General features: G+C 45.3%; 18 protein-coding genes. 13 read left to right on the top strand and 5 right to left on the bottom strand.

The genetic code is table 11. The features are described from left to right. Nucleotides 1-242: 242 nt before the first annotated feature. A complete protein-coding gene (locus AC2VDX_RS03380) occupies nt 243-1,601 on the bottom strand; it encodes a hypothetical protein (RefSeq protein WP_378175104.1) in 1,359 nt (452 codons plus the stop codon). A gap of 549 nt (nt 1,602-2,150) precedes the next feature. Between AC2VDX_RS03380 and AC2VDX_RS03385 the strand changes: the two genes are divergently transcribed. The 5 genes from AC2VDX_RS03385 (at nt 2,151) to AC2VDX_RS03405 (ending at nt 8,610) form a co-directional block, all read left to right on the top strand. Continuing rightward, the gene (locus tag AC2VDX_RS03385; RefSeq protein WP_378175107.1) at nt 2,151-4,310 is read left to right on the top strand and encodes an adenylate/guanylate cyclase domain-containing protein; all 2,160 of its coding nucleotides are present in this window, start codon (nt 2,151-2,153) and stop codon (nt 4,308-4,310) included. A gap of 243 nt (nt 4,311-4,553) precedes the next feature. Then, the gene (locus AC2VDX_RS03390; RefSeq protein WP_378175110.1) at nt 4,554-5,051 is read left to right on the top strand and encodes an HNH endonuclease; all 498 of its coding nucleotides are present in this window, start codon (nt 4,554-4,556) and stop codon (nt 5,049-5,051) included. A 478-nt stretch (nt 5,052-5,529) separates the two neighbouring features. Then, nucleotides 5,530-6,828: a DHH family phosphoesterase gene (locus AC2VDX_RS03395; protein WP_378175113.1), complete on the top strand. Its 1,299-nt coding sequence runs from the start codon at nt 5,530-5,532 to the stop codon at nt 6,826-6,828. Nucleotides 6,829-6,886: 58 nt separating this feature from the next. Further along, on the top strand, nt 6,887-7,378 hold the full coding sequence (gene sixA, locus AC2VDX_RS03400) for a phosphohistidine phosphatase SixA (RefSeq protein WP_378175115.1): 492 nt from the start codon (nt 6,887-6,889) through the stop codon (nt 7,376-7,378). Nucleotides 7,379-7,473: 95 nt separating this feature from the next. Further along, entirely contained in the window at nt 7,474-8,610 is a 1,137-nt protein-coding gene (locus AC2VDX_RS03405) for a citrate synthase (RefSeq protein ID WP_378175118.1), read from the top strand. Nucleotides 8,611-8,745: 135 nt separating this feature from the next. Here AC2VDX_RS03405 and AC2VDX_RS03410 read toward each other — a convergent pair whose 3' ends face one another. From AC2VDX_RS03410 to AC2VDX_RS03420, 3 genes are all read right to left on the bottom strand, one after another. After that, entirely contained in the window at nt 8,746-9,000 is a 255-nt protein-coding gene (locus AC2VDX_RS03410; protein ID WP_378175121.1) for a hypothetical protein, read from the bottom strand. Between the two features lie 13 nt (nt 9,001-9,013). Beyond that, on the bottom strand, nt 9,014-9,400 hold the full coding sequence (locus tag AC2VDX_RS03415; protein ID WP_378175124.1) for a DUF6883 domain-containing protein: 387 nt from the start codon (nt 9,398-9,400) through the stop codon (nt 9,014-9,016). Nucleotides 9,401-9,607: 207 nt separating this feature from the next. After that, the gene (locus AC2VDX_RS03420) at nt 9,608-10,732 is read right to left on the bottom strand and encodes a CD225/dispanin family protein (protein ID WP_378175127.1); all 1,125 of its coding nucleotides are present in this window, start codon (nt 10,730-10,732) and stop codon (nt 9,608-9,610) included. 155 nt (nt 10,733-10,887) lie between these two features. Between AC2VDX_RS03420 and AC2VDX_RS03425 the strand changes: the two genes are divergently transcribed. The 7 genes from AC2VDX_RS03425 (at nt 10,888) to AC2VDX_RS03455 (ending at nt 17,201) form a co-directional block, all read left to right on the top strand. Further along, nucleotides 10,888-11,733, top strand: a complete 846-nt coding sequence (locus tag AC2VDX_RS03425; RefSeq protein ID WP_378175129.1) for an Rpn family recombination-promoting nuclease/putative transposase — start codon at nt 10,888-10,890, stop codon at nt 11,731-11,733. 171 nt (nt 11,734-11,904) lie between these two features. Beyond that, the gene (locus tag AC2VDX_RS03430; protein WP_378175132.1) at nt 11,905-12,156 is read left to right on the top strand and encodes a DUF4351 domain-containing protein; all 252 of its coding nucleotides are present in this window, start codon (nt 11,905-11,907) and stop codon (nt 12,154-12,156) included. Between the two features lie 286 nt (nt 12,157-12,442). Continuing rightward, complete coding sequence (gene nuoH, locus AC2VDX_RS03435; protein WP_378175135.1) at nt 12,443-13,561, top strand: NADH-quinone oxidoreductase subunit NuoH; 1,119 nt, start codon at nt 12,443-12,445, stop codon at nt 13,559-13,561. 95 nt (nt 13,562-13,656) lie between these two features. Next, nucleotides 13,657-14,241: an NAD(P)H-quinone oxidoreductase subunit I gene (ndhI, locus tag AC2VDX_RS03440; protein WP_378175138.1), complete on the top strand. Its 585-nt coding sequence runs from the start codon at nt 13,657-13,659 to the stop codon at nt 14,239-14,241. A gap of 93 nt (nt 14,242-14,334) precedes the next feature. Further along, the gene (locus AC2VDX_RS03445) at nt 14,335-14,967 is read left to right on the top strand and encodes an NADH-quinone oxidoreductase subunit J (protein WP_378175141.1); all 633 of its coding nucleotides are present in this window, start codon (nt 14,335-14,337) and stop codon (nt 14,965-14,967) included. Nucleotides 14,968-14,982: 15 nt separating this feature from the next. Next, entirely contained in the window at nt 14,983-15,294 is a 312-nt protein-coding gene (gene nuoK / locus AC2VDX_RS03450) for an NADH-quinone oxidoreductase subunit NuoK (protein WP_378175143.1), read from the top strand. A gap of 584 nt (nt 15,295-15,878) precedes the next feature. Next, a complete protein-coding gene (locus AC2VDX_RS03455) occupies nt 15,879-17,201 on the top strand; it encodes a 3-isopropylmalate dehydratase large subunit (RefSeq protein ID WP_378175146.1) in 1,323 nt (440 codons plus the stop codon). Nucleotides 17,202-17,299: 98 nt separating this feature from the next. Here the strand turns inward: AC2VDX_RS03455 and AC2VDX_RS03460 are convergent, their stop codons facing one another. Next, entirely contained in the window at nt 17,300-17,557 is a 258-nt protein-coding gene (locus AC2VDX_RS03460) for a hypothetical protein (protein ID WP_378175149.1), read from the bottom strand. Nucleotides 17,558-17,706: 149 nt separating this feature from the next. Between AC2VDX_RS03460 and AC2VDX_RS03465 the strand changes: the two genes are divergently transcribed. Next, nucleotides 17,707-20,100: NACHT domain-containing protein (locus tag AC2VDX_RS03465; protein ID WP_486928097.1), on the top strand; the 2,394-nt coding region annotated here is incomplete at its 3' end.

The following is a 20,100-nucleotide window of genomic DNA, read 5'->3' on the forward strand; positions in this document are numbered from 1 at the left end:
AGAGGCGTTTCGTACAGCGATGTCTTTTCGTTTTATTGAGTGGTTGAACCACAATCAGAACGTATTCTTTGCTTATAAAGCTAGTTTGGGCTTTGTTTGGGGTTAAAATTTGTTTAAGTCCCACTAAGGAACCCGACGCTAACTCCAGGCATCCGCTGTCTTCCCCTGACTCAATGATGTAGTTAAGTTTCACCGTCCCGCTTTAAACAGGTAGCCCTCTAAAGTCACTGCCAATTTTCCGGTTATTTCCCATACTTCCGAGAAAAAACTCGATAAGCATTCCCATCAACACTAGGCGACGGGGAGAGACTATCCTCTTCCATATTCACTAAATCGAATTGAACATTTTCCGTATAAATCGTTAAAGTAATTCTTATCACCTCCAAAAAATTAATTACCCAAGAACATTCTTCTTGCGAATATTCTTCATAGTATTGAATTAATTTAGCAAGACAAACTTCTAAATGCGTCCGAGTCGGAGGACAAATTAGAATAATCTTCAGCAGGAGGATTGCTAGAGTAACCGATTTTCCTTCAGAAGCTAATGAAACAAACAGTGAAGAAGGTTCGCCATTATTCTTGATTGTTAAACATTCAATCACCCGTTTACAGGTTTTAATCAGCAGCAGGCTATTGACCTCTTCTTCATCAGCATCTTTATAGAGGAATTCTAAAACTTTCCATAAATCAGTTTGTAAATTCTCTACCTCACCTTTGTTTCCCGTCGAATAAAATAAATATTTTAGTAAGCCTTGCTTAAAATACTTGTACTTCAGTTGTTTGGTTTGTTTTAGGAAAATATTCGCAATGTTTTCATAGCTGAACATACCGCGTTTGGCGATAACTTTTTTAATTAAACGGAGCGCTTGATCGCCCAAAGCCGTAGGATTTTGGTTTTTCTTATTGTTAAATCCAGTAGATTCAGAATGGGCTGTGTACATTGCCAGCTCAAACTTAAACTGGTCTTTTAACTGCTTCGATAATCCTTTAGCAGCTTGGCGCTGTTCTTCTGAATTTTTATTATTAACATACTGGGGGGCTAACAAATAGGAAGCATAACGGCTCTTCCAATGGTCTTGCTCTCGATTTTCATATTTAGAAACAAATAGCTTGAGTTCTTCATAGTCTTGGCTATTAACAAAATCTGCCAGCCAAGTCTTTAGACATTTTACAGCCGGAGATGAGATGCCATTACCGTCAGCAGAATTAGAAATTAATTGAATTAAATCTTGTAAAGCCTGGTAGTGCCGAGCCAATATCCAGTTATTGAGAAGAATATAACAAGAACGCTTTAATGTATTTTTAAAGTCTTCCTCATTTTTAGAAATAAGAATTCTTTTGAGTGCTTGTAGGTGTGCTGAGTCACGCGCTTTGCCCGGATTAATAAATAAAGTTTTAAACTCATATAAAACTAAATCAGGTGTCCATTGCTTAACAATGTCCAAAAAAAATCGACAAATTATTTCCTGAGCTTCCGGAATATTCTGCACCAGCTTGTTTGAATTAGTGAGTGGTTCAATCTGATGAGTATCTGGTAAGACATCCCTGAGTTGGGGAGTCTTGAGAACTCTTGAGTGCTTACTGGTCACTTGAACTTGCATTGCGCTATCGAGAATTCTTTATTCTAAATGTAAACTTTTTCTCTGGAGGATTTGGTGATTGAAAACCTTGATAGCGTATGACAGTCGCCTCACGACTTAGTGAGGCTGGATACCGTATGAATGTGACGCCTGTCACGTAGGGGTCACATTCATGCGGGTAGTAGGTTTGTATACAGCGCGATTTTTAGCACGATTGCCGCCAGTACAAGAGTTCCCAGCCACATCAAGAAGCGGGTGAGTGCTGACTAGTATGCTATTTCATCTGTTTAAGGAGCGGGGTATCATCCATGTTAAAGGCAATGACCATAGAACTACCAATCTCCTTACCCCTAGAAACCGTACTATCTGAACAGAGTGCCCCAAAAGTGTGGAGGGTAGGCATTGCTCATCTAATTTCATGCAACGTCAAAGCAAAATGTTATAAGAGGGCACTTGAAAAATCTGTTTATACAGTTGTTACTTTTTATGTTTTTAAATTTATTTGTTACCTTAAAATAAAAATTTATTTAAGGAGCAAGTCACGCTTATAGTAATACTGAGGAAAATTTAATGGAAACCGTAATGTTGAAGAAGCATTTTCGTAGACTCAAAAGTAAACTTTGTTTACCCAGCTTATTTCTCATTTTACTTCTTCCCTTTGCGGTGGTTGTGTATCAACTCCTAGCTGAAATTAAAGTAGGAATTGATTTTGCACAGAAAGAACAGTTAGGTCTTGACTATAGTTTTCCCTTAATAGAGCTATTAGAAGATGTCGTACAGCATCGCGCCCAAGCAAATTCTCGATTCAGCGGTGATATATTTTTTTCAACAAAAATTACAGCCATTCAGTCTCAAATAGAAGAGGATCTCAAGGCAATTGATGCTGTCGAGGGTCAGATGGGAAACATCCTCAAAACAACCGAAGGCTGGAAGATGCTAAAGAGAAAGTGGCAGGAGCTAAAGAAACAATCACCTACCCTTAGCTCTCAAGAAAGCTTCGATTTCCACACAGCGCTGATTGCAGATATTCTTGCCCTGATTGCCCACGTAGGCGATACTTCCAACCTGATACTCGATCCTGAACTTGACAGTTATTATCTAATGGATACGGTAATAACGAAACTTCCTCCAGCAATTGAAAATACGGCTATAGCAAGAGACTTGGGTACAAATATACTGGAACGAAAACAAATCAATTCAGAGGAAAAAGCACACTTAATCGTTCTATCCAGCTTAATCAAATTGCCAATAGATCAAGTCAACAGAGGAATGCAAGTCGCCTTTCATGAAAATCCCAACTTGCAACCTCAATTAAAACCATCTGCTCAAGAAAGCTTTGCGATAGCTACTGTATTTATAGAGATATTAAATCAAAAAATCATCACCGCTCCGAGCCTTAATATTAAAGAAACCGACTATTTTGCAGCAGGTATGCAAGCCATTGATGCTCAATTTAAACTTTATGATAGTGTTTTTCCAAGTTTAGATAAATTATTACAAATACGCATCGATAAACTGGCTAGGAAAAAGATTTTCATTGAAGCTTTTGCACTTATTGTACTGGCAACAGGAATTTATGTTTTTGTGGCATTTGCCCGCAATCTAAAAAAGCGAGAAGGAGCTGAGAAAGCTTTGCGGCAAGCGGAAGAGAAATATCGCAACATTTATGAAAATGTCGTTAATGGGATCTTTCAGACAACACCTGAAGGACGTTACCTCAGCGCTAATCCGTCTCTTGCCCGCATCTATGGCTACTCTTCCCCAGAGGAACTGATAGCAAAGATCGCCGATATGCAGCGACAACTTTACGTCGAACCGAATCGTCGAGACGAATTTATCAGCCTAGTGCAGAAACACAACATCATCACGGACTTTGAATCTCAGGTTTATCGCAAAGACGGCACCGTAATTTGGATTTCGGAGAATGCGCGTGCTGTGTATGACGCCAAGGGTGCGCTGCTCTATTACGAAGGAACTGTTGTAGACATCACGTATCGTAAAGTAGCGGCAGAAGCTCTGCGCTATCAACAGGAACAATCTGAGCGTCTGCTGCTCAATGTCTTACCCGAATCGATCGCCAAGCGGTTGAAACTGGAGCAAAACACAATTGCTGATAGCTTTGCAGAAGTAACGGTGCTGTTTGCCGACATTGTTAACTTTACAGAGCTTTCGGCTTATAAGCCTCCAAAAGAACTGGTGAATCTGCTCAACAAGATATTCTCCGCCTTCGATCACCTAGCGGAAAAACATGGGTTGGAGAAGATAAAGACAATTGGCGATGCTTATATGGTCGTGGGAGGACTGCCCATACCCAGAGAGGATCATGCAGAAGCGATCGCCCAAATGGCACTCGATATGCAACAAGCGATCGCTAACTTAAACGACAAAACGGGTGAATCTTTCAGCATCCGCATTGGCATCAACACAGGTTCCGTCGTCGCTGGCGTCATTGGCATCAAGAAATTTATCTACGATTTGTGGGGTGACACGGTGAATACCGCTTCTCGGATGGAATCCCACGGTCTTCCAGGGCACATTCAAGTCACCGACTCCACCTACAAGCTACTACAAAATCGGTTTCTATTTAAAGAGCGGGGTGTCATCCACATCAAAGGCAAAGGAGAGATGACAACTTATCTTCTCATCGGCAAAGTCAAAACTGAGTGGTTTGCCAGTGTTGAGGAGAGAGGAGAGAGGAGAGAGGAGAGAGGAGAGAGGAGAGAGGACTGAGGACTGAGGACTGAAAAGAGAGGAGAGAGGACTGAGGACTGAGGACTGAGGACTGAAAAGAGAGGAGTGGGGAGTGAGGAATGAGGAGTGGGGAGTGGGGAGTGGGGAGTGGGGAGTGAATGAAAACAGGAATTTTTCCCTGCTCCTCTGCTCCTGTGCCCCCTCTCTATCTCTCGATCCTGACAGCGTTTGGGTTAACTGTGTTACCATCTGAAAAAATCTTCTCTATATCTCAATCACCCTATGGGCAAGGTTCTGGTGTTAAACGCCTCTTATGAACCGCTCAACATCACCAGCTGGCGGCGGGCGGCTGTCTTGTTGATCAAAGGGAAAGCAGAGCGGGTTGAACACAACGGCAAATACGTCTACTCAGATTTTCCACTTCCGACGGTAATTCGGCTGCGCTACTATGTCCGGGTTCCTTACAAGGAAATTCCCCTGACTCGTCGAAATATCCTCCACCGCGATAGTCATTCTTGTCAATATTGCGGTTATACCGGGGACGATTTAACGCTCGATCATGTAATTCCCCGCTCTCGTCGCGGCGGCGATACGTGGGAAAACATTGTCACCGCTTGCGTGCGCTGCAATGTCAACAAAGGCAGCCGTACCCCTAAAGAAGCTAACATGATTTTGCGGCAGCCGCCCCGCAAGCCTTACAGTAGTCTGCACTTTGAAGTTGCGAAACACCTCAAAAGTGGTACGCATCAGGAGTGGAAAAAATATGTGATTGGCCTTTAGCCCCCTGCATTGAGATCGACTGCGGGGGGTTTTTAAAATTTGGCTGGTGAAGGGACTGGCAAGTACGGGTAGTGCCCCTACGACTAGGGGCTGAGGAACATTGCACCCTTCCTCAAGCCCTCATCGCCAATCGGTAGCAAATCATTGAGCAAGAGCGCAACGGTAAAAGGTCAAGACCGGAAAACGCGACCACAGGGGGAGTGTCGTTTGCCAGTTTTTTTGTCAAGATCGATGAATAGGTAGGTCTATATCAAGACAAGATCAAGACAAGCGTAATCACGGCATCTGGCGGAAACCTGTTTTCGCAGTAAAGAGGAGAACTTTCGCGGCATTTACAAGGGTTTCTATACTGCACTTTTTTATTCCCTGTGGGGGATTGACTGACTGTCAAATATTTGGCAGGAAGCGTGAGGAGAGAGACCGTTGCAGCAACTGAAATACTAATTTTATAGCCTTGCACACCTGCATTATCCATAATATGCCATCTAATTTGCTTAAGCCTCTGAATGGTTCTCCAATCGCCGCCGAGTCAAAGCCTTTAGACACCAAGTCGGATTCGGAATCTGTGGTTGAAATTCAACAAACACAAACAGAGACGACTCCCACACAGACAGTGAATGGATCTGGTAATTATTCAGCAAGAGCGTCGAGCGAACCACCATTGGAAAGAATCGTGGAATCGCTACGACAGACTTTAGAGCGTCATCGGGGCGATCGCCATCTGGTAATTCTCCAAGATTTCCCCGATCCGGATGCTCTTTCGGGTGCTTGGGCGTATCAACTGATTGCCAAGCAGTACAACATCCAATGCGAAATTGTGTACGCAGGCACCCTCAGCCACCAAGAAAATATTGCCCTGGTTAAACTCACAGGTTTACCAGCAAAACGCTTGGGCGTCCAGTGCCTGAAGGAGAAGGAGAAGGACTTGTCTGTGTATCAGGGCTGTGTTCTGATTGATAACCAGGGCACCACCTGTCAATTACTGCCTTGGGTGCAAAAGGCAGGAATCCCGATTACGGTTGTGATTGACCATCACAGCATACAGACGGAACTTAATGCTGAATTTACGGATATTCGCCCTTCCACACGAGCCACGGCGACGATTTTAACCCAGTACCTCCAAGCAGGGTTACTGAAGCTGGATAGCAGTGTTGGCGAACACGTAAAATGTGCCACAGCATTAATGCATGGTCTGAGGTCAGACACGAACCGGCTGATGCAAGCTCAGGAAGAGGATTTTCAGGCGGCGGGGTATCTCAGCCGTTTTTATGATGCTCAGCTGCTGAATGCAATCTTGCAGGCGTATCGCTCAAAACGGGTGATGGATGTAATCGAGCGATCGCTTACTAACCGCACTGTGCAAAATAACTTCTCCATCGCCGGTGTTGGTTATCTTCGCTATGAAGACCGAGATGCCATCCCCCAAGCGGCAGACTTTCTAGTAACAGAAGAAAACGTCCACACTGCTGTCGTCTACGGTATTGTCCACGACGAAGACGAAGAACTAGAAGTCGTGATTGGCTCCCTGAGAACCAGCAAGCTGACTCTCGACCCGGACGAGTTTATCAAAGAAGCCTTTGGTCAAGACAGTCACGGACGCTTTTTTGGCGGCGGACGACTCTCAGCAGGCGGCTTTGAAATTCCGATGGGATTCTTGGGCGGTTTCAATGAAAATTCCGAGTACGCCAAGATGAAATGGGAAGTTTTTGACACCCAAATCAAGCAAAATCTGCTTCGGTTGGTCAACCCAAAAGACCATCTGCTTCATGGTGAGTAGAAGAAGAATGGAAGAATGGAAATTGCTACTCTTCCATTCTTCAATGAGAAATTAACCAATGGAACTTTATCTGATTCGCCACGGAATCGCCGCTGAGGCATCTGAGGACGCTAATGACGAGGAGCGATCGCTTACCCGTGAGGGACACAAAAAAACCGCTAAAGTGGCAAAACGACTCGATGAAATCGGTCTGCGCTTCGACCTGATCCTAACCAGTCCCTTAGTGAGGGCACGCCAAACCGCCGAAATTCTTGTCGCCGCAGGTTTGTGCCCCCATTTGGAAGAATCAAGCTGCCTTGCTCCCGCTGGTGACATTAAAACTTGGCTAAGTTGGTTAGAAGCATGGCAGCTTGGGGGCGGTATGAAGTTAGCCCTTGTGGGACATCAGCCAAACTTAGGCAATTGGGCAGAAATTTTGGTGTGGGACGCTACTCAAGAAGCTTTAATCCTGAAAAAAGCAGGCATGATTGGATTAACCTTACCGTCAGCGCGATCGCCCGTGGGTCATAGCCAGATGTTTTTACTCACCTCTCCCAAGTGGCTGTTATGACACTCGTACAAAAATTCTGGTAATACGGGCGACTGCAAAAGCAGTTTCTGGTAAGGTAACTTGAGTAGTGTTCCCCTCACCCAATCCGTAGCAACATGACTGTCTGCGAGTATAAACCAGGTTTAGAAGGCATTCCCGCTGCCCAATCCAGTATCAGCTATGTCGATGGAAAACAGGGAATACTGGAATATCGCGGCATTCGCATCGAAGACCTCGCAGAAAAGAGTACCTTCCTAGAAACGTCGTATTTATTAATTTGGGGTACACTCCCAACTAAGGAAGAACTTGAGGCCTTTGAAGGTGAAATTCGCTATCATCGGCGGATCAAATATCGCATCCGGGACATGATGAAGTGTTTTCCGGAAACCGGGCATCCAATGGATGCGCTGCAAGCTTCTGCCGCTGCTTTGGGTCTGTTTTACTCCCGTCGCGCTTTAGATAACCCCGCTTACATTCGGGAAGCGGTGGTGCGCCTCCTAGCAAAGATTCCCACAATGGTGGCAGCGTTCCAACTGATGCGGAAAGGCAACGACCCCGTGCGACCCCGCGATGACTTAGACTATTCTGCGAACTTCTTGTATATGCTGAACGAGCGGGAACCCGACCCCCTCGCCGCGCAGATTTTAGATGTCTGCTTGACACTTCATGCAGAACATACGATGAACGCCTCCACCTTCTCGGCACGGGTGACGGCTTCAACCCTGACCGACCCATACGCAGTAATTGCCTCAGCTGTGGGAACTTTGGCAGGACCACTACATGGAGGGGCGAATGAAGAAGTCATCACCATGTTAGAAGAAATTGGCTCGGTGGAAAATGTCGGTGCGTGGCTAAAGGATGCCTTACAGCGCAAAGCGAAAATTATGGGCTTTGGTCATCGCGTCTACAAAGTGAAAGACCCGCGAGCGACCATTCTACAAAACTTGGCAGAAAAACTGTTTGAGAAATTTGGTCACGATAAGTATTACGACATCGCTGTGGAGTTGGAACGGGCGGTAGAGGAAAAATTAGGCGAAAAAGGAATTTACTCAAACGTAGATTTCTATTCGGGTCTAGTTTACCGAAAGATGGGCATTCCTACAGATTTGTTTACACCCGTGTTTGCGATCGCTCGTGTTGCTGGTTGGCTGGCTCACTGGAAGGAACAGTTAGGAGAAAACCGCATCTATCGTCCGACTCAAATTTATACGGGTTCCCGCGAAGCTAGCTACATTCCTATAGAACAGCGATAGTTGTCTAGAACCCGAAAAAATGCGATCGCTTCTGACAAAAATTGTATGAGGAAGCGATCGCTTTTCGTAAAAATAGGGGAAAACGCAGGAAGCGATCGCTAACATTGTAAAAACCTTCCTTACCAGCCGAAACTATTACCTAGTGCTAACATCGACCTTTTTCGAGGCGGTATCCAAGAGAGCAAATTGTTCAGGACTAAGAATAACGTTTTCGTATTCAAAGCCTCCAACCAAACTTTCATTAGGAATGGCAATATCCACGGCATAACCTTCGGGATTTTCATAGCATTCCACTACTGTTCCCAGTGTACTTCTGGGAATAACTCGGTTGCCGAAGTCTGCTTGAACTTCCACTAATGTTTCTATCCGATCGTATAGTTTAGCTTTCATCGTCATTTTCCTATCATTGGTCTACTTCGAGCCAGTTTGTGATTAGCCTAGGAACATCTTTGCCATTGTCAATCTGCCAGTTGGTGACAAGGGTTCCTTCCCTGCCATTTAACCCCTGAATCCTTACCCGTACCTGAAAACGAAGACCATAGATGCTAGTTTGACCTTGGGTTGCTGGTACATTGGCAAGAACTTGACGCAGTTGGTTGATGACATCTTGTGCAGCAGCATTACGACTCTCAGCACTTTCCACATCGTATCCAATTGCCGCAAATGCCATCCACTTTCTCTGATTAGCAGGATTATTCGGATTCATCGAATATTCCTCGAATTTGCGAGGATCTATTTCGGCATCCTGTGCCCTCGTCAAGGGATCGCCGGAGTTCCAATTCTGGCTCATTTACTGCACCACAACATAGTCAAAGTCTGACGAGCGATCGCGTTTTTTCTGTAGCGTAGATGGGAGGAGCGATCAATTATCCTAAAAATAGGGGGAAAGGAGGAAGCGATCGCTTTTTGCAAAAACTGAGGTTAAGAGGGAGCGCTCTTTTTTCACCAAAACACAATTATATAAGTTTTAGTATTCCTGGTTGTCAACGCTAGCCTGTTATTGCTGACACATAGCGGCATGAAGAAAATCAGGATCAACTGCACCTTTAATTCTTGTATTCACAGTTAAAAATCCTATAATTTCATTATTTTCATTTACGATTATAGGTGGCTGATTGGTATTAGTTTTATAAGCACTTGTATCGGAAATACGGCTTCCATAATCGCCAACTCGATTCCAAACACTTTTAGAGGTGACACGACTTCCAAACTCACCAACTTGATTGCAAATAGATTTTTCATTAATCCTATCACTAGAAATAATTCCAAGGAATACATTGTCAGCCCCCATTAGATAAGCATGACCATCAAGTTGAGACAAGGCATTATGTACTGGATTTGTTTCTAGATATGTTTCAATTGGAGGCAGATATTCTGATGGGTGAGATATTACTGCTGGGGGTACATATGGAGCTATTGATTGCTGTCTTGTTGCCACTTGTCTCTGAATAGATTTTTGGAATCCCTGTCGGAATCCATGAACAAAGGCTGTAACAAAGATAAAACCCCCGATACTTACTCCTATAATGCACGATATTTTTGCCTTCTTAGATGCAGATAAAGCACTGTCATAATCACCTTGCTGATATTTACTTTTAACTTGGCTAGCAAAAGAAATACCAACTAATCCAGCAGGAATGCAGGCAAATAGGGTGACTAAAATGGATGGAACCAAGTAAGTGCGAGGACAGGAAGTTTTACTTTGAAATTGAATCCTGGGAGAAGCTATAATTTTTAAATTATCCTGATTTGTTGAAGTTTTTGAATTTTCGGAAACGGAATTTTTTGTGCTAGGAATACTGGTTTCCGATTGAGCGTTATTCCCCACGCTCGTAGCCTCAAAGTCTTGACTCCAAGATGGAAATTCATCACCTGTCAGACGCCCATAAACCTTGACTCTCTTGATACACTCAACCCCCAATTGAGTTATCCATTTACGAATGAATGTGACGAGGGCTTGCTGATTCGGCACTTGAGCTGATTCCAGCATGATTTGTAGGCAATCATCCTTAAGGGTAGCTTTCGCTGTGATGCCTTTGGGTTGCAGTTGGTGGTTAATTAGGGATGCGATCGCCCTCACATCTCCTGCGCGAGCGAGTTCCAGAAGATTCGTCTGAGTCATAACGAATAGAGGTGAGGAGCGATAGAAAATAACCTTCTATTTAAGTATTCCCAGCGCTAGACGATAAATCGCTATTTCTCAGAAGTTTTTGCGCGATCGCTTTGATTCACCTTTCCCCAGTAAAGTAAGCAAAGAATCTCAACACCCGCTTACCATTGGCTACCGACAATATTTGCAAATATCTGGCAGAACAGTACCCAGCCGAGTTTGTGTTATGGCTACTCGAAGCTGAGCCTACTGATATTCAGGTACTTAAAACCGAACTCAGTACAGAACCGATTCGCGCCGATTCCCTCACCCTGCTGCAAACTGGCAATCGGATCTTGCACATCGAATTCCAAACCCTGCCAGCATCCGATCCCCCACTGCCATTTAGAATGCTGGATTACTGGGTACGACTGTATCGACAGTATCGCTGTCCCATTGAGCAAGTTGCGATCTTTCTAAAATCCACCACTTCAGAAGCCGTCTTTACCAACCAGTTCACCGACACCAACACCCAGCACCGATACCGAGTCATCCGAATGTGGGAGCAAGATCCCGCCTTTTTTCTGGGAAATATCGCTCTCTTACCACTAGCTGCGCTAGCTAGAAGCGACTCACCCCAAACCCTACTGGAGCAAGTAGTTGCCCAGCTCGATATGATTGAGGAACCAGAGCAGCGGGGGAATGTTGCAGCTTGTATCGAGGTGCTGGCTGGTTTGCGCTTTGACGAAAATTTAATTCGCCAACTTTTGAGGGAGGAAATTATGCAGGAATCAGTAACCTATCAAGCCATCATCCGAAAGGGGGTGCAACAAGGAAAGCAAGAAGGCAAGAAAGAGGAGGCACTATCACTCATTATGCGTCAGCTGGCGCGGCGTCTGGGTGCAGTTGACCAACAGATGCAAGAGCGGATTCAAGCGTTACCCATCGCTCAATTAGAGGAATTGGGGGAGGCGCTGTTGGATTTTACCGCACCAACGGATTTAGCCGTCTGGTTCGAGGAGCATCAGTCATAATTACACAGGCGAACTGACTTTTTCTGTGCAACGCGCGAACTGACTTTTTCTGCGCTTCGATATCGCACTTTCACACGCCACAAGTGAGCGAACTGACTTTTTCTGCGCTTCGCGCGAACTGACTTTTTCTTTGACGAGAGTTTAATTCGCCAACTTTTGAGGGAGGAAATTATGCAGGAATCAGTAACCTATCAAGCCATCATCCGAAAGGGAGTGCAACAAGGAAAGCAAGAAGGCAAGAAAGAGGAGGCACTATCACTCATTATGCGTCTGCTGGCGCGGCGTCTGGGTGCAGTTGACCCACAGATGCAAGAGCGGATTCAAGCGTTACCCATCGCTCAATTAGAGGAATTGGGGGAGGCGCTGTTGGATTTCACCGCAGCAAGCGATTTAGCCGTCTGGTTCGAGGAGCATCAGTCATAATTACACAGGCGAACTGACTTTTTCTGTGCAACGCGATCACACTTTCACACGCCACAACTGAGCGAACTGACAAGTCAGCGCAACGCGCGATCGCACCTCCCTCTTCCTCACCACAGAAAACTTTAACTTAAGGATAAGTAGAATTTCTCATTTGCTGCGCTGGGCTGGACGCGCTCCAACGATATACTAGGCAGTGGAGCTGAAAAAAATCTTCACAAAAGAACAGATAGATTGATTCGATACATCTTGTCTCGAATTGTCCTAGTAATTACTTCGTTCGGGAAACATGAACCCAGGTATTGACCTACAAGGAACTTTTATCCAATCCCTCAGGGATCTGGGCATCCCAGCAGGTGCCGCCAAAGCCATTTGGATGCCGCTGCCGATGTTTCTGATGATTATTGGTGCTACCGTAGGGGTGCTGGTGGTCGTCTGGCTGGAGCGGAAGATTTCTGCTGCGGCTCAGCAGCGAATCGGACCAGAATTCGCAGGGCCACTGGGTGTTTTGCAGCCAGTCGCCGATGGTCTGAAGCTGGTTTTTAAAGAAGATATTGTCCCAGCCAAGACCGACAGCTTGCTATTCACGCTAGGCCCAATCATCGTCGTCATCCCAGTGTTTTTGTCCTTCCTGATCGTGCCGTTTGGGCAAAACCTGGTAATCTCTAACGTCGGAATCGGCGTCTTTTTGTGGATTGCCCTCTCCAGCATTCAGCCGATTGGCTTGCTGATGTCCGGCTATTCTTCAAACAACAAGTATTCCCTACTAGGGGGTTTAAGGGCGGCAGCGCAGTCGATTAGTTACGAAATTCCCCTAGCGCTTTCGGTACTTGCGATCGCGATGATGTCCAACAGTCTTAGCACTATCGACATCGTAGAACAGCAATCCAGCTACGGCATCCTCAGCTGGAACGTCTGGCGGCAACCCGTGGGGTTCCTCATCTTTTGGATTGCCGCTTTGGCAGAATGCGAACGACTCCCCTTTGACCTGCCAGAAGCCGAAGAAGAACTGGTTGCCGGTTATCAGACCGAATACGCCGGGATGAAATTCGGTCTATTTTACATCGGCTCCTACGTCAACCTCGTCCTCTCCGCCCTGCTAGTTGCCATCTTGTATCTAGGCGGATGGGAATTTCCCATTCCCATCTCAATGTTAGGCAGCTGGCTAGGAGTCAATGAAACCAGTCCCTGGTTGCAGGTGATTGATGCAGCACTGGGGATCACCATGACCCTCCTCAAAGCCTACTTCCTAGTTTTCATCGCTGTTCTGCTGCGCTGGACTGTACCACGGGTTCGCATTGACCAACTACTCGATCTAGGGTGGAAGTTTCTGCTCCCAGTGTCTTTAGTCAACCTGCTACTGACCGCAGCACTAAAATTAGCATTTCCCGTTGCTTTTGGCGGGTAATTGGTAATCGGTAATGGGTAATAAATCGTGGGAAAAATTACCTTTTTCTACAATCACCAATAACCGATTCTCTAATAAGAGAGAGACACAGAACAATGCTCAAGTTCCTCAAACAAGTTGGCGATTACGCCAAAGAAACCGTCCAAGCGGCTCGATATATTGGTCAAGGATTGTCTGTAACCTTTGACCATATGCGGCGGCGTCCGATTACAGTCCAGTACCCCTACGAAAAACTCATTCCCTCCGAGCGCTTCCGGGGTCGAATTCACTTTGAATTTGATAAGTGCATTTCCTGTGAAGTCTGCGTGCGGGTTTGTCCCATCAACCTACCAGTAGTGGATTGGGAGTTTGACAAAGCAAGCAAAAAGAAACTGCTCAAGCACTACAGCATCGACTTCGGAGTTTGTATCTTTTGCGGCAACTGCGTGGAATACTGCCCAACCAATTGCCTGTCGATGACCGAAGAGTACGAGCTTAGCACCTACGACCGTCATGAATTGAATTATGACAACGTGGCACTGGGTCGCCTGCCGTACAAGGTCACGCAAGACCCAATGGTGACGCCGCTGCGCGAACTTGTCTACCTACCCAAGGGCGTCATGGACCCGCACGACCTGCCAGAAGGTTCGCGTGGCGCTGGTCAGCTTCCAGAGGAAATTCTGGAACAAACGGAAAAATAAAAGTTATTAGTCATTCGTCATTAGTCACTCGCAAAAAACTAATGATTAATGACTAATGACTAATGAACTACTGACTACTGACAAAGGACAAAAATGAATCTAGCTGAAGGCGTTCAGATTGTTTCGTTTGGCCTGCTGTCGCTGATGATGATTGGCTCAGCTTTAGGGGTGGTGCTGTTTTCTAATATTGTCTACTCAGCCTTCTTACTGGGCGGAGTTTTTATCAGCATCGCTGGGCTGTATCTTCTTCTCAATGCAGACTTTGTAGCGGCAGCGCAGGTTCTCATTTATGTTGGAGCTGTTAACGTCCTGATTTTGTTTGCCATCATGCTGGTAAACAAGCGGGAGGATTTTGCACCCATTCGCAATCGCTGGATTCGCCAGGGGTCTACTGCTCTGGTTTGTATCGGTTTATTTGCGCTTCTGGGTACGATGGTAATCAGAACTCCCTGGACTTTAGCTATCTTGACCACTCCCGTTGAAAGTAGCATTGTGCAGATTGGTCTGCATTTCTTCAGTGACTTTTTGTTACCCTTTGAGTTGGCCTCTGTGTTGTTGTTAATGGCAATGGTGGGCGCAATTATTCTGGCGCGTCGTGAGTACATTCCAGGAGAAATTACACCTCAGCTAACTCAACCAACCGCTTTAACGTTGCCAGAACGTCCCCGCGAACTTTTGACGGTCGGCACCGAAAGCACTAAACTCCCCATAGATACCAACACATAGAAACCCAGAAAACTCATGCACCTGCAACTTCAGTATTTTCTACTGTTAGCCGCTGCCCTCTTCTGCATCGGCATCTATGGCTTGATTACCAGCCGTAATGCTGTTCGCGTGCTGATGTCGATTGAATTGCTGCTGAATTCTGTAAACCTGAATTTAATGGGTTTTTCCAATTTCCTCGATCCTCAAGAAATTAAAGGTCAGGTTTTTGCCGTCTTTGTAATTACTGTTGCAGCCGCTGAAGCTGCTGTGGGTCTGGCGATTGTGCTGTCGATATATCGCAACCGCGAGACGGTGGACATGGAGCAGTTTAATCTGTTGAAGTGGTAATGGGTAATGGGTAATGGGTAATGAGAGTTTTGAGTTGAAGAGAGTTCTTGAATTCAAAATTAAGACACGATTTATCGCGTCTCTAGAACTGAAAAGTTTTTACTTGTACTAATTACCCATTATTCCTTACTAGCGACCTAGAAAAATTATTAATTAATATTTATGTCTCTAAAGTAAATTGATGAATCCACGAGCGTTTTTAGTATTCATATTTATCTCTATAAGGTTATACCCTTCTTTTTAATTTTGTCGAGCGGGTTTGTTGCTAAATAAGTTTCAGTAATTGACTTTGTTCCTTGGCGCTAATCTAATTAGGGATGTAGGTTACACCTAAAATTGTTACAGTTTCAACATCCAAGAGGATTCTTAAACTTAATTGTTTCTGGTCTGCGGCTAACCTGATAAATTTTAGTGGTTAAAATCGGTGGAACTGGCGAGAGCAAAACACTTCAGGCATCCAGCCCACATCTATCATTAGTATTAGTTGTCTGAAATACATTGTTATAGAATGACAGAGTGCTGGAGAAAATAGGCATTATCAAATAAAAGCGATCGCGTCTTTGCAAGGAAAGAGGAAAATAGCTATGGGGATGACCCTCACCGAAAAAATCTTGGCTCGTGCCTCCGGTCGGTCTGTTGTCGAACCGACGGAAAATATTTGGGTTAACGTTGATTTGTTAATGACCCATGACGTTTGTGGCCCCGGTACAATCGGAGTATTCAAGCGCGAATTTGGCGCAGATGCCAAAGTCTGGGACAAAGAAAAGATTGTTTTGATTCCAGACCATTACATTTTTACTGCCGACGAACGCGCTAACCGCAACGTTGATATTCTGCGCGACTTTGCCAAAGAGCAAGACATTAAATATTTCTACGACATCACCGACCGAGCCGACTTTAAAGCCAATCCCGATTACAAAGGTGTTTGCCACATTGCCCTAGCACAAGAAGGTCACACCCGTCCTGGGGAAGTGCTGTTTGGTACCGATTCCCACACCTGCAACGCGGGCGCTTTTGGTCAGTTCGCCACCGGCATCGGCAACACGGACGCTGGTTTCATTATGGGCACCGGCAAGCTGCTGATTAAAGTCCCGGCGACGATGCGCTTTGTCTTTGATGGCGAGATGCCGAATTACCTGTTGGCGAAAGACCTAATCTTGCAAATCATTGGAGATATTGGTGTTGCTGGAGCCACCTATCGGGCGCTGGAATTTGCCGGTAGTACCATCGACGGTCTTTCGATGGAAGACCGGATGACGCTGTGTAATATGGCGATTGAGGCGGGTGGTAAAAATGGCACTGTCGCCCCAGATGAGACGACGTTTGAGTACGTCCGCGCCCGGACTGACAAGCCTTTCGAGCCAGTTTATACGGATGCTGATGCTCGTTTCTACTCAGATCGGCATTATGATGTCTCCAAGTTAGAGCCGGTAGTCGCTAAGCCCCATTCTCCAGATAATCGTGCTTTGGCGCGGGAATGCCGGGATGTCAAGATTGACCGAGTTTATATCGGTTCCTGCACTGGCGGCAAAACCTCAGATTTTATGTACGCAGCCCGCATTCTTAAGGGACAGCAGGTGAAGGTTCCTACTTATCTAGTACCGGCAACGCAGAAAGTCTACGAAGACTTGTTCGCGCAGAAGTACGAAGGACAAACCCTGTCTGAGATTTTCTTGGCGGCTGGTTGCATTGAGCCTGCTGCACCTTCCTGCGCCGCTTGTTTAGGTGGCCCCAAGGATACTTTCGGGCGGATGAATGAGCCGGAAATTTGCGTTTCTACGACTAACCGCAATTTCCCCGGTCGGATGGGGAATAAAGAGGCGGGGATTTATCTGGCTTCGCCTTATACGGCTGCGGCTTCGGCGTTGACTGGATATGTCACTGATCCCCGCGAGTTTCTGGGTTAAACGCTCTCGGTACGCAAAAGAAAAGCTCTTTGCGTACCGAGAGTGATTTCCTTGGCGTTACTCTGCGTTAAAAAATTTTCCGATACAGTTCCTCTTAATCAGCCAAGGTTATCGATCAGGTCAATATAATTGATCCAACCTTGGAAGATGTCTTGAATAGTCCCGCTATTTTCCTCAACAAACTGGCTACCTTCCTCTGAAAAAGGCGATGATGCGATCGCATCATCTAATTCGCCGAAAAGATCCGTCAGCGCACTTCCTCCGACGCAGGTAGCGGCTGCTTCATCGGCAAGTTCTTCCCATAAGGGGGACTCAACAGAGATGTTCGCTTGCTTGTTAATGGTGCTTTCTTTCATAAAAAACCTCTCAGCATCAAAATTATCTGATATTAACTCCATACTAATTGGTGGTAGCGATCGCTCTTTCGAGACTCGCACGCTCAAAGCGATCGCGCCAACATACTCGCTATACTCGTAGTCTACGGAATTCAGTAGGTACGAGTATTATGATGGATTGGTTACTGGTCTGGGGAGTTTATACTGTCGCCGGATTTGTGTTTACAGAGGTGCTGGCTCCTTTAGCAAGAGGAGTTTTAGAGGATTACGTCAAAGATTTTTTCAAAGACAGCATCAAGGATTTTACGGGATTATTCCAGAAAGATACTCTGCAAAAGGCAGCGGGTAAAGCTCTGAAGGAATTTTTGCAATTGGTGCAGCAGGAACTAGAAAGCGCTGACCTTTCTGAGGAACAACTGAAACAATATACTAAATCGTTAAACAAATTTATTAACGATGCCTCAGTTAAAAAAATACTGGGCAGTGCTTTTCAATATGACTGTCAAGCTATAGATACTAAAGAATTATCTAAAATTTGGTATCGCCTTGATTTGTTGTCTTTACCAGAAGATTTTGATTGGGGACGGATTGGTAAGCTTTATCTCAATAAGGTTAAAGCCATCATCCGCGAATCAGACGAATTACGCACTATACTGGACTCTCAAAATTTGGAAGCAATTCAGCAAAGCACTAAAGAATTGGCTGGAATTTCTCCGGAATTTGACTTAAAGCGGTATCAGGAAGGGCTGCAAGAGCGATACGGGAATCTTAATTTAGATAGTTTAGATACGAGTGTTTACGACTATCGAGAAAAACTCAAGGTATGGCAAATTTTTCTAGCACAAAATGTGCGAGAATGCCAGGAATATTTACCCCAAGTTTACGAAATTCCTAAAGAACACCAAAAACGGCTGAGGGAAAGTAACCAACTCCAAGCAGACGTTAACCCAGAGGAGTGGGAACGATACAAACAGGTTTATTATCAACAGCCTATTTGCTCAGTTTTAGATATTGTTAATGACTCTCAAAGTTATCCTTGTGTTGTAATTTTGGGCGATCCCGGTTCTGGGAAGTCTACGTTGTTGCAATACATCGCTTTGAATTGGGCAAGAACGCCTCTCAATACTGTTATAGAACAGCCGATTCCGTTGCTGATTGAATTGCGGACTTACATTCGCAATCGGGACTCTGGAGAGTGCAAGGATTTTCTAGAATTCTTTCACAAGGGCTGTGGAATTGTCTGTCGCCTCAATCAGCATGAACTTCACGAACTGCTAAAAGATGGTAAGGTTTCGGTGATGTTTGATGGGTTGGATGAAGTGTTCGATCCAGCGAAACGGGAGGAGGTAATTACTGATATCCATCGCTTCACCAATGATTATCCGAAGGCGCGGGTAATTGTCACTTCTCGCATTATTGGCTATAAATCGCAACGTCTGCGAGATGCCCAGTTTCGTCACTTCATGCTGCAAGATTTAGAGCCAGGTCAAATTAAGGACTTTATCAACCGATGGCATGAATTAACTTTCACTGATGAAGCAGATAAAGTTAGAAAGCGGGAGCGACTGCAAAGGGCAATTGAGACTTCTTCAGCGATTGGGGAACTGGCGGGAAATCCTCTCCTGCTGACAATGATGGCGATTTTAAACCGCAATCAAGAATTGCCAAGAGATAGACCAGAACTCTACAACCAAGCCTCGCGGTTACTGCTGCATCAATGGGATGTGGAGCAGAAATTGCTAGAAAATCCGAGGATAGATTCGGTAACGATTGACTATCAAGATAAGCAGGCGATGTTGCGTCAGGTTGCCTACCACATGCAAGCTAGTGAAAAAGGTTTGGCTGGCAACTTGATTAGTGCAGATGATTTAGAAAAGATTTTGACTGATTATCTGAAAACTATAGAAGTTGAGCAAGCGAGAACTGTTGCTAGATTACTGATTGAGCAACTGCGACACCGTAACTTTATTTTGTGTTTCTTGGGTGCAGATTACTATGCTTTTGTGCATCGGACGTTTTTAGAATACTTCTGTGCCTGCGAATTTGTTGAGCGGTTTGGGAAACGGGGACTTGAAGGGGGTTTGACGCTTGAAGAACTCAAAACGGAGGTTTTTGGTAAGCACTGGCAGGATGAGTCTTGGCATGAAGTGCTGCGGCTGATTGCGGGGATGATTAATACGAGCTTTGCAGGTAAAATTTTAGATTATCTGATGGCGCAAAAGGGCGAAAATGAAAAGTTTATCAATCTATTTTTAGCAGATAAGTGCCTTTCAGAAGTGAGGAATCGCTCATCGATTGCAGCAACAACTGACCAACTCCTCAATGATCTGAAGGACTTAACTCAGTATGACCTTCCTTATGATTACGCTTTCTATGGAGATGAGGCAAAATTGGTTACGGAAATTCGCACGCAAGCCGTCTCATCTGTCGCCACAACTTGGAAAGAAGACCCGGATACCTTACCTTGGCTCAAACAACGGGCGCAAACCGATGACAATTCGGATGTGCGACGTGCGGCGGTGCAAGAATTAGCCCGTGGTTGGAAAGAAGACCCGGATACCTTA

Source organism: Coleofasciculus sp. H7-1, from assembly GCF_057473865.1.

Bases quoted from the DNA above. Each gene is read 5' to 3' on its own strand.
- AC2VDX_RS03390 (WP_378175110.1), top strand. From the start codon at position 4,554: ATGGGCAAGGTTCTGGTGTTAAACGCCTCTTATGAACCGCTCAACATC.
- nuoK (WP_378175143.1), top strand. From the start codon at position 14,983: ATGCACCTGCAACTTCAGTATTTTCTACTGTTAGCCGCTGCCCTCTTC.
- AC2VDX_RS03415 (WP_378175124.1), bottom strand. From the start codon at position 9,400: ATGAGCCAGAATTGGAACTCCGGCGATCCCTTGACGAGGGCACAGGAT.
- nuoH (WP_378175135.1), top strand. From the start codon at position 12,443: ATGAACCCAGGTATTGACCTACAAGGAACTTTTATCCAATCCCTCAGG.
- AC2VDX_RS03460 (WP_378175149.1), bottom strand. From the start codon at position 17,557: ATGAAAGAAAGCACCATTAACAAGCAAGCGAACATCTCTGTTGAGTCC.
- AC2VDX_RS03395 (WP_378175113.1), top strand. From the start codon at position 5,530: ATGCCATCTAATTTGCTTAAGCCTCTGAATGGTTCTCCAATCGCCGCC.
- AC2VDX_RS03420 (WP_378175127.1), bottom strand. From the start codon at position 10,732: ATGACTCAGACGAATCTTCTGGAACTCGCTCGCGCAGGAGATGTGAGG.
- AC2VDX_RS03380 (WP_378175104.1), bottom strand. From the start codon at position 1,601: ATGCAAGTTCAAGTGACCAGTAAGCACTCAAGAGTTCTCAAGACTCCC.
- AC2VDX_RS03430 (WP_378175132.1), top strand. From the start codon at position 11,905: ATGCAGGAATCAGTAACCTATCAAGCCATCATCCGAAAGGGAGTGCAA.
- ndhI (WP_378175138.1), top strand. From the start codon at position 13,657: ATGCTCAAGTTCCTCAAACAAGTTGGCGATTACGCCAAAGAAACCGTC.
- sixA (WP_378175115.1), top strand. From the start codon at position 6,887: ATGGAACTTTATCTGATTCGCCACGGAATCGCCGCTGAGGCATCTGAG.
- AC2VDX_RS03385 (WP_378175107.1), top strand. From the start codon at position 2,151: ATGGAAACCGTAATGTTGAAGAAGCATTTTCGTAGACTCAAAAGTAAA.
- AC2VDX_RS03405 (WP_378175118.1), top strand. From the start codon at position 7,474: ATGACTGTCTGCGAGTATAAACCAGGTTTAGAAGGCATTCCCGCTGCC.
- AC2VDX_RS03410 (WP_378175121.1), bottom strand. From the start codon at position 9,000: ATGAAAGCTAAACTATACGATCGGATAGAAACATTAGTGGAAGTTCAA.
- AC2VDX_RS03455 (WP_378175146.1), top strand. From the start codon at position 15,879: ATGGGGATGACCCTCACCGAAAAAATCTTGGCTCGTGCCTCCGGTCGG.
- AC2VDX_RS03445 (WP_378175141.1), top strand. From the start codon at position 14,335: ATGAATCTAGCTGAAGGCGTTCAGATTGTTTCGTTTGGCCTGCTGTCG.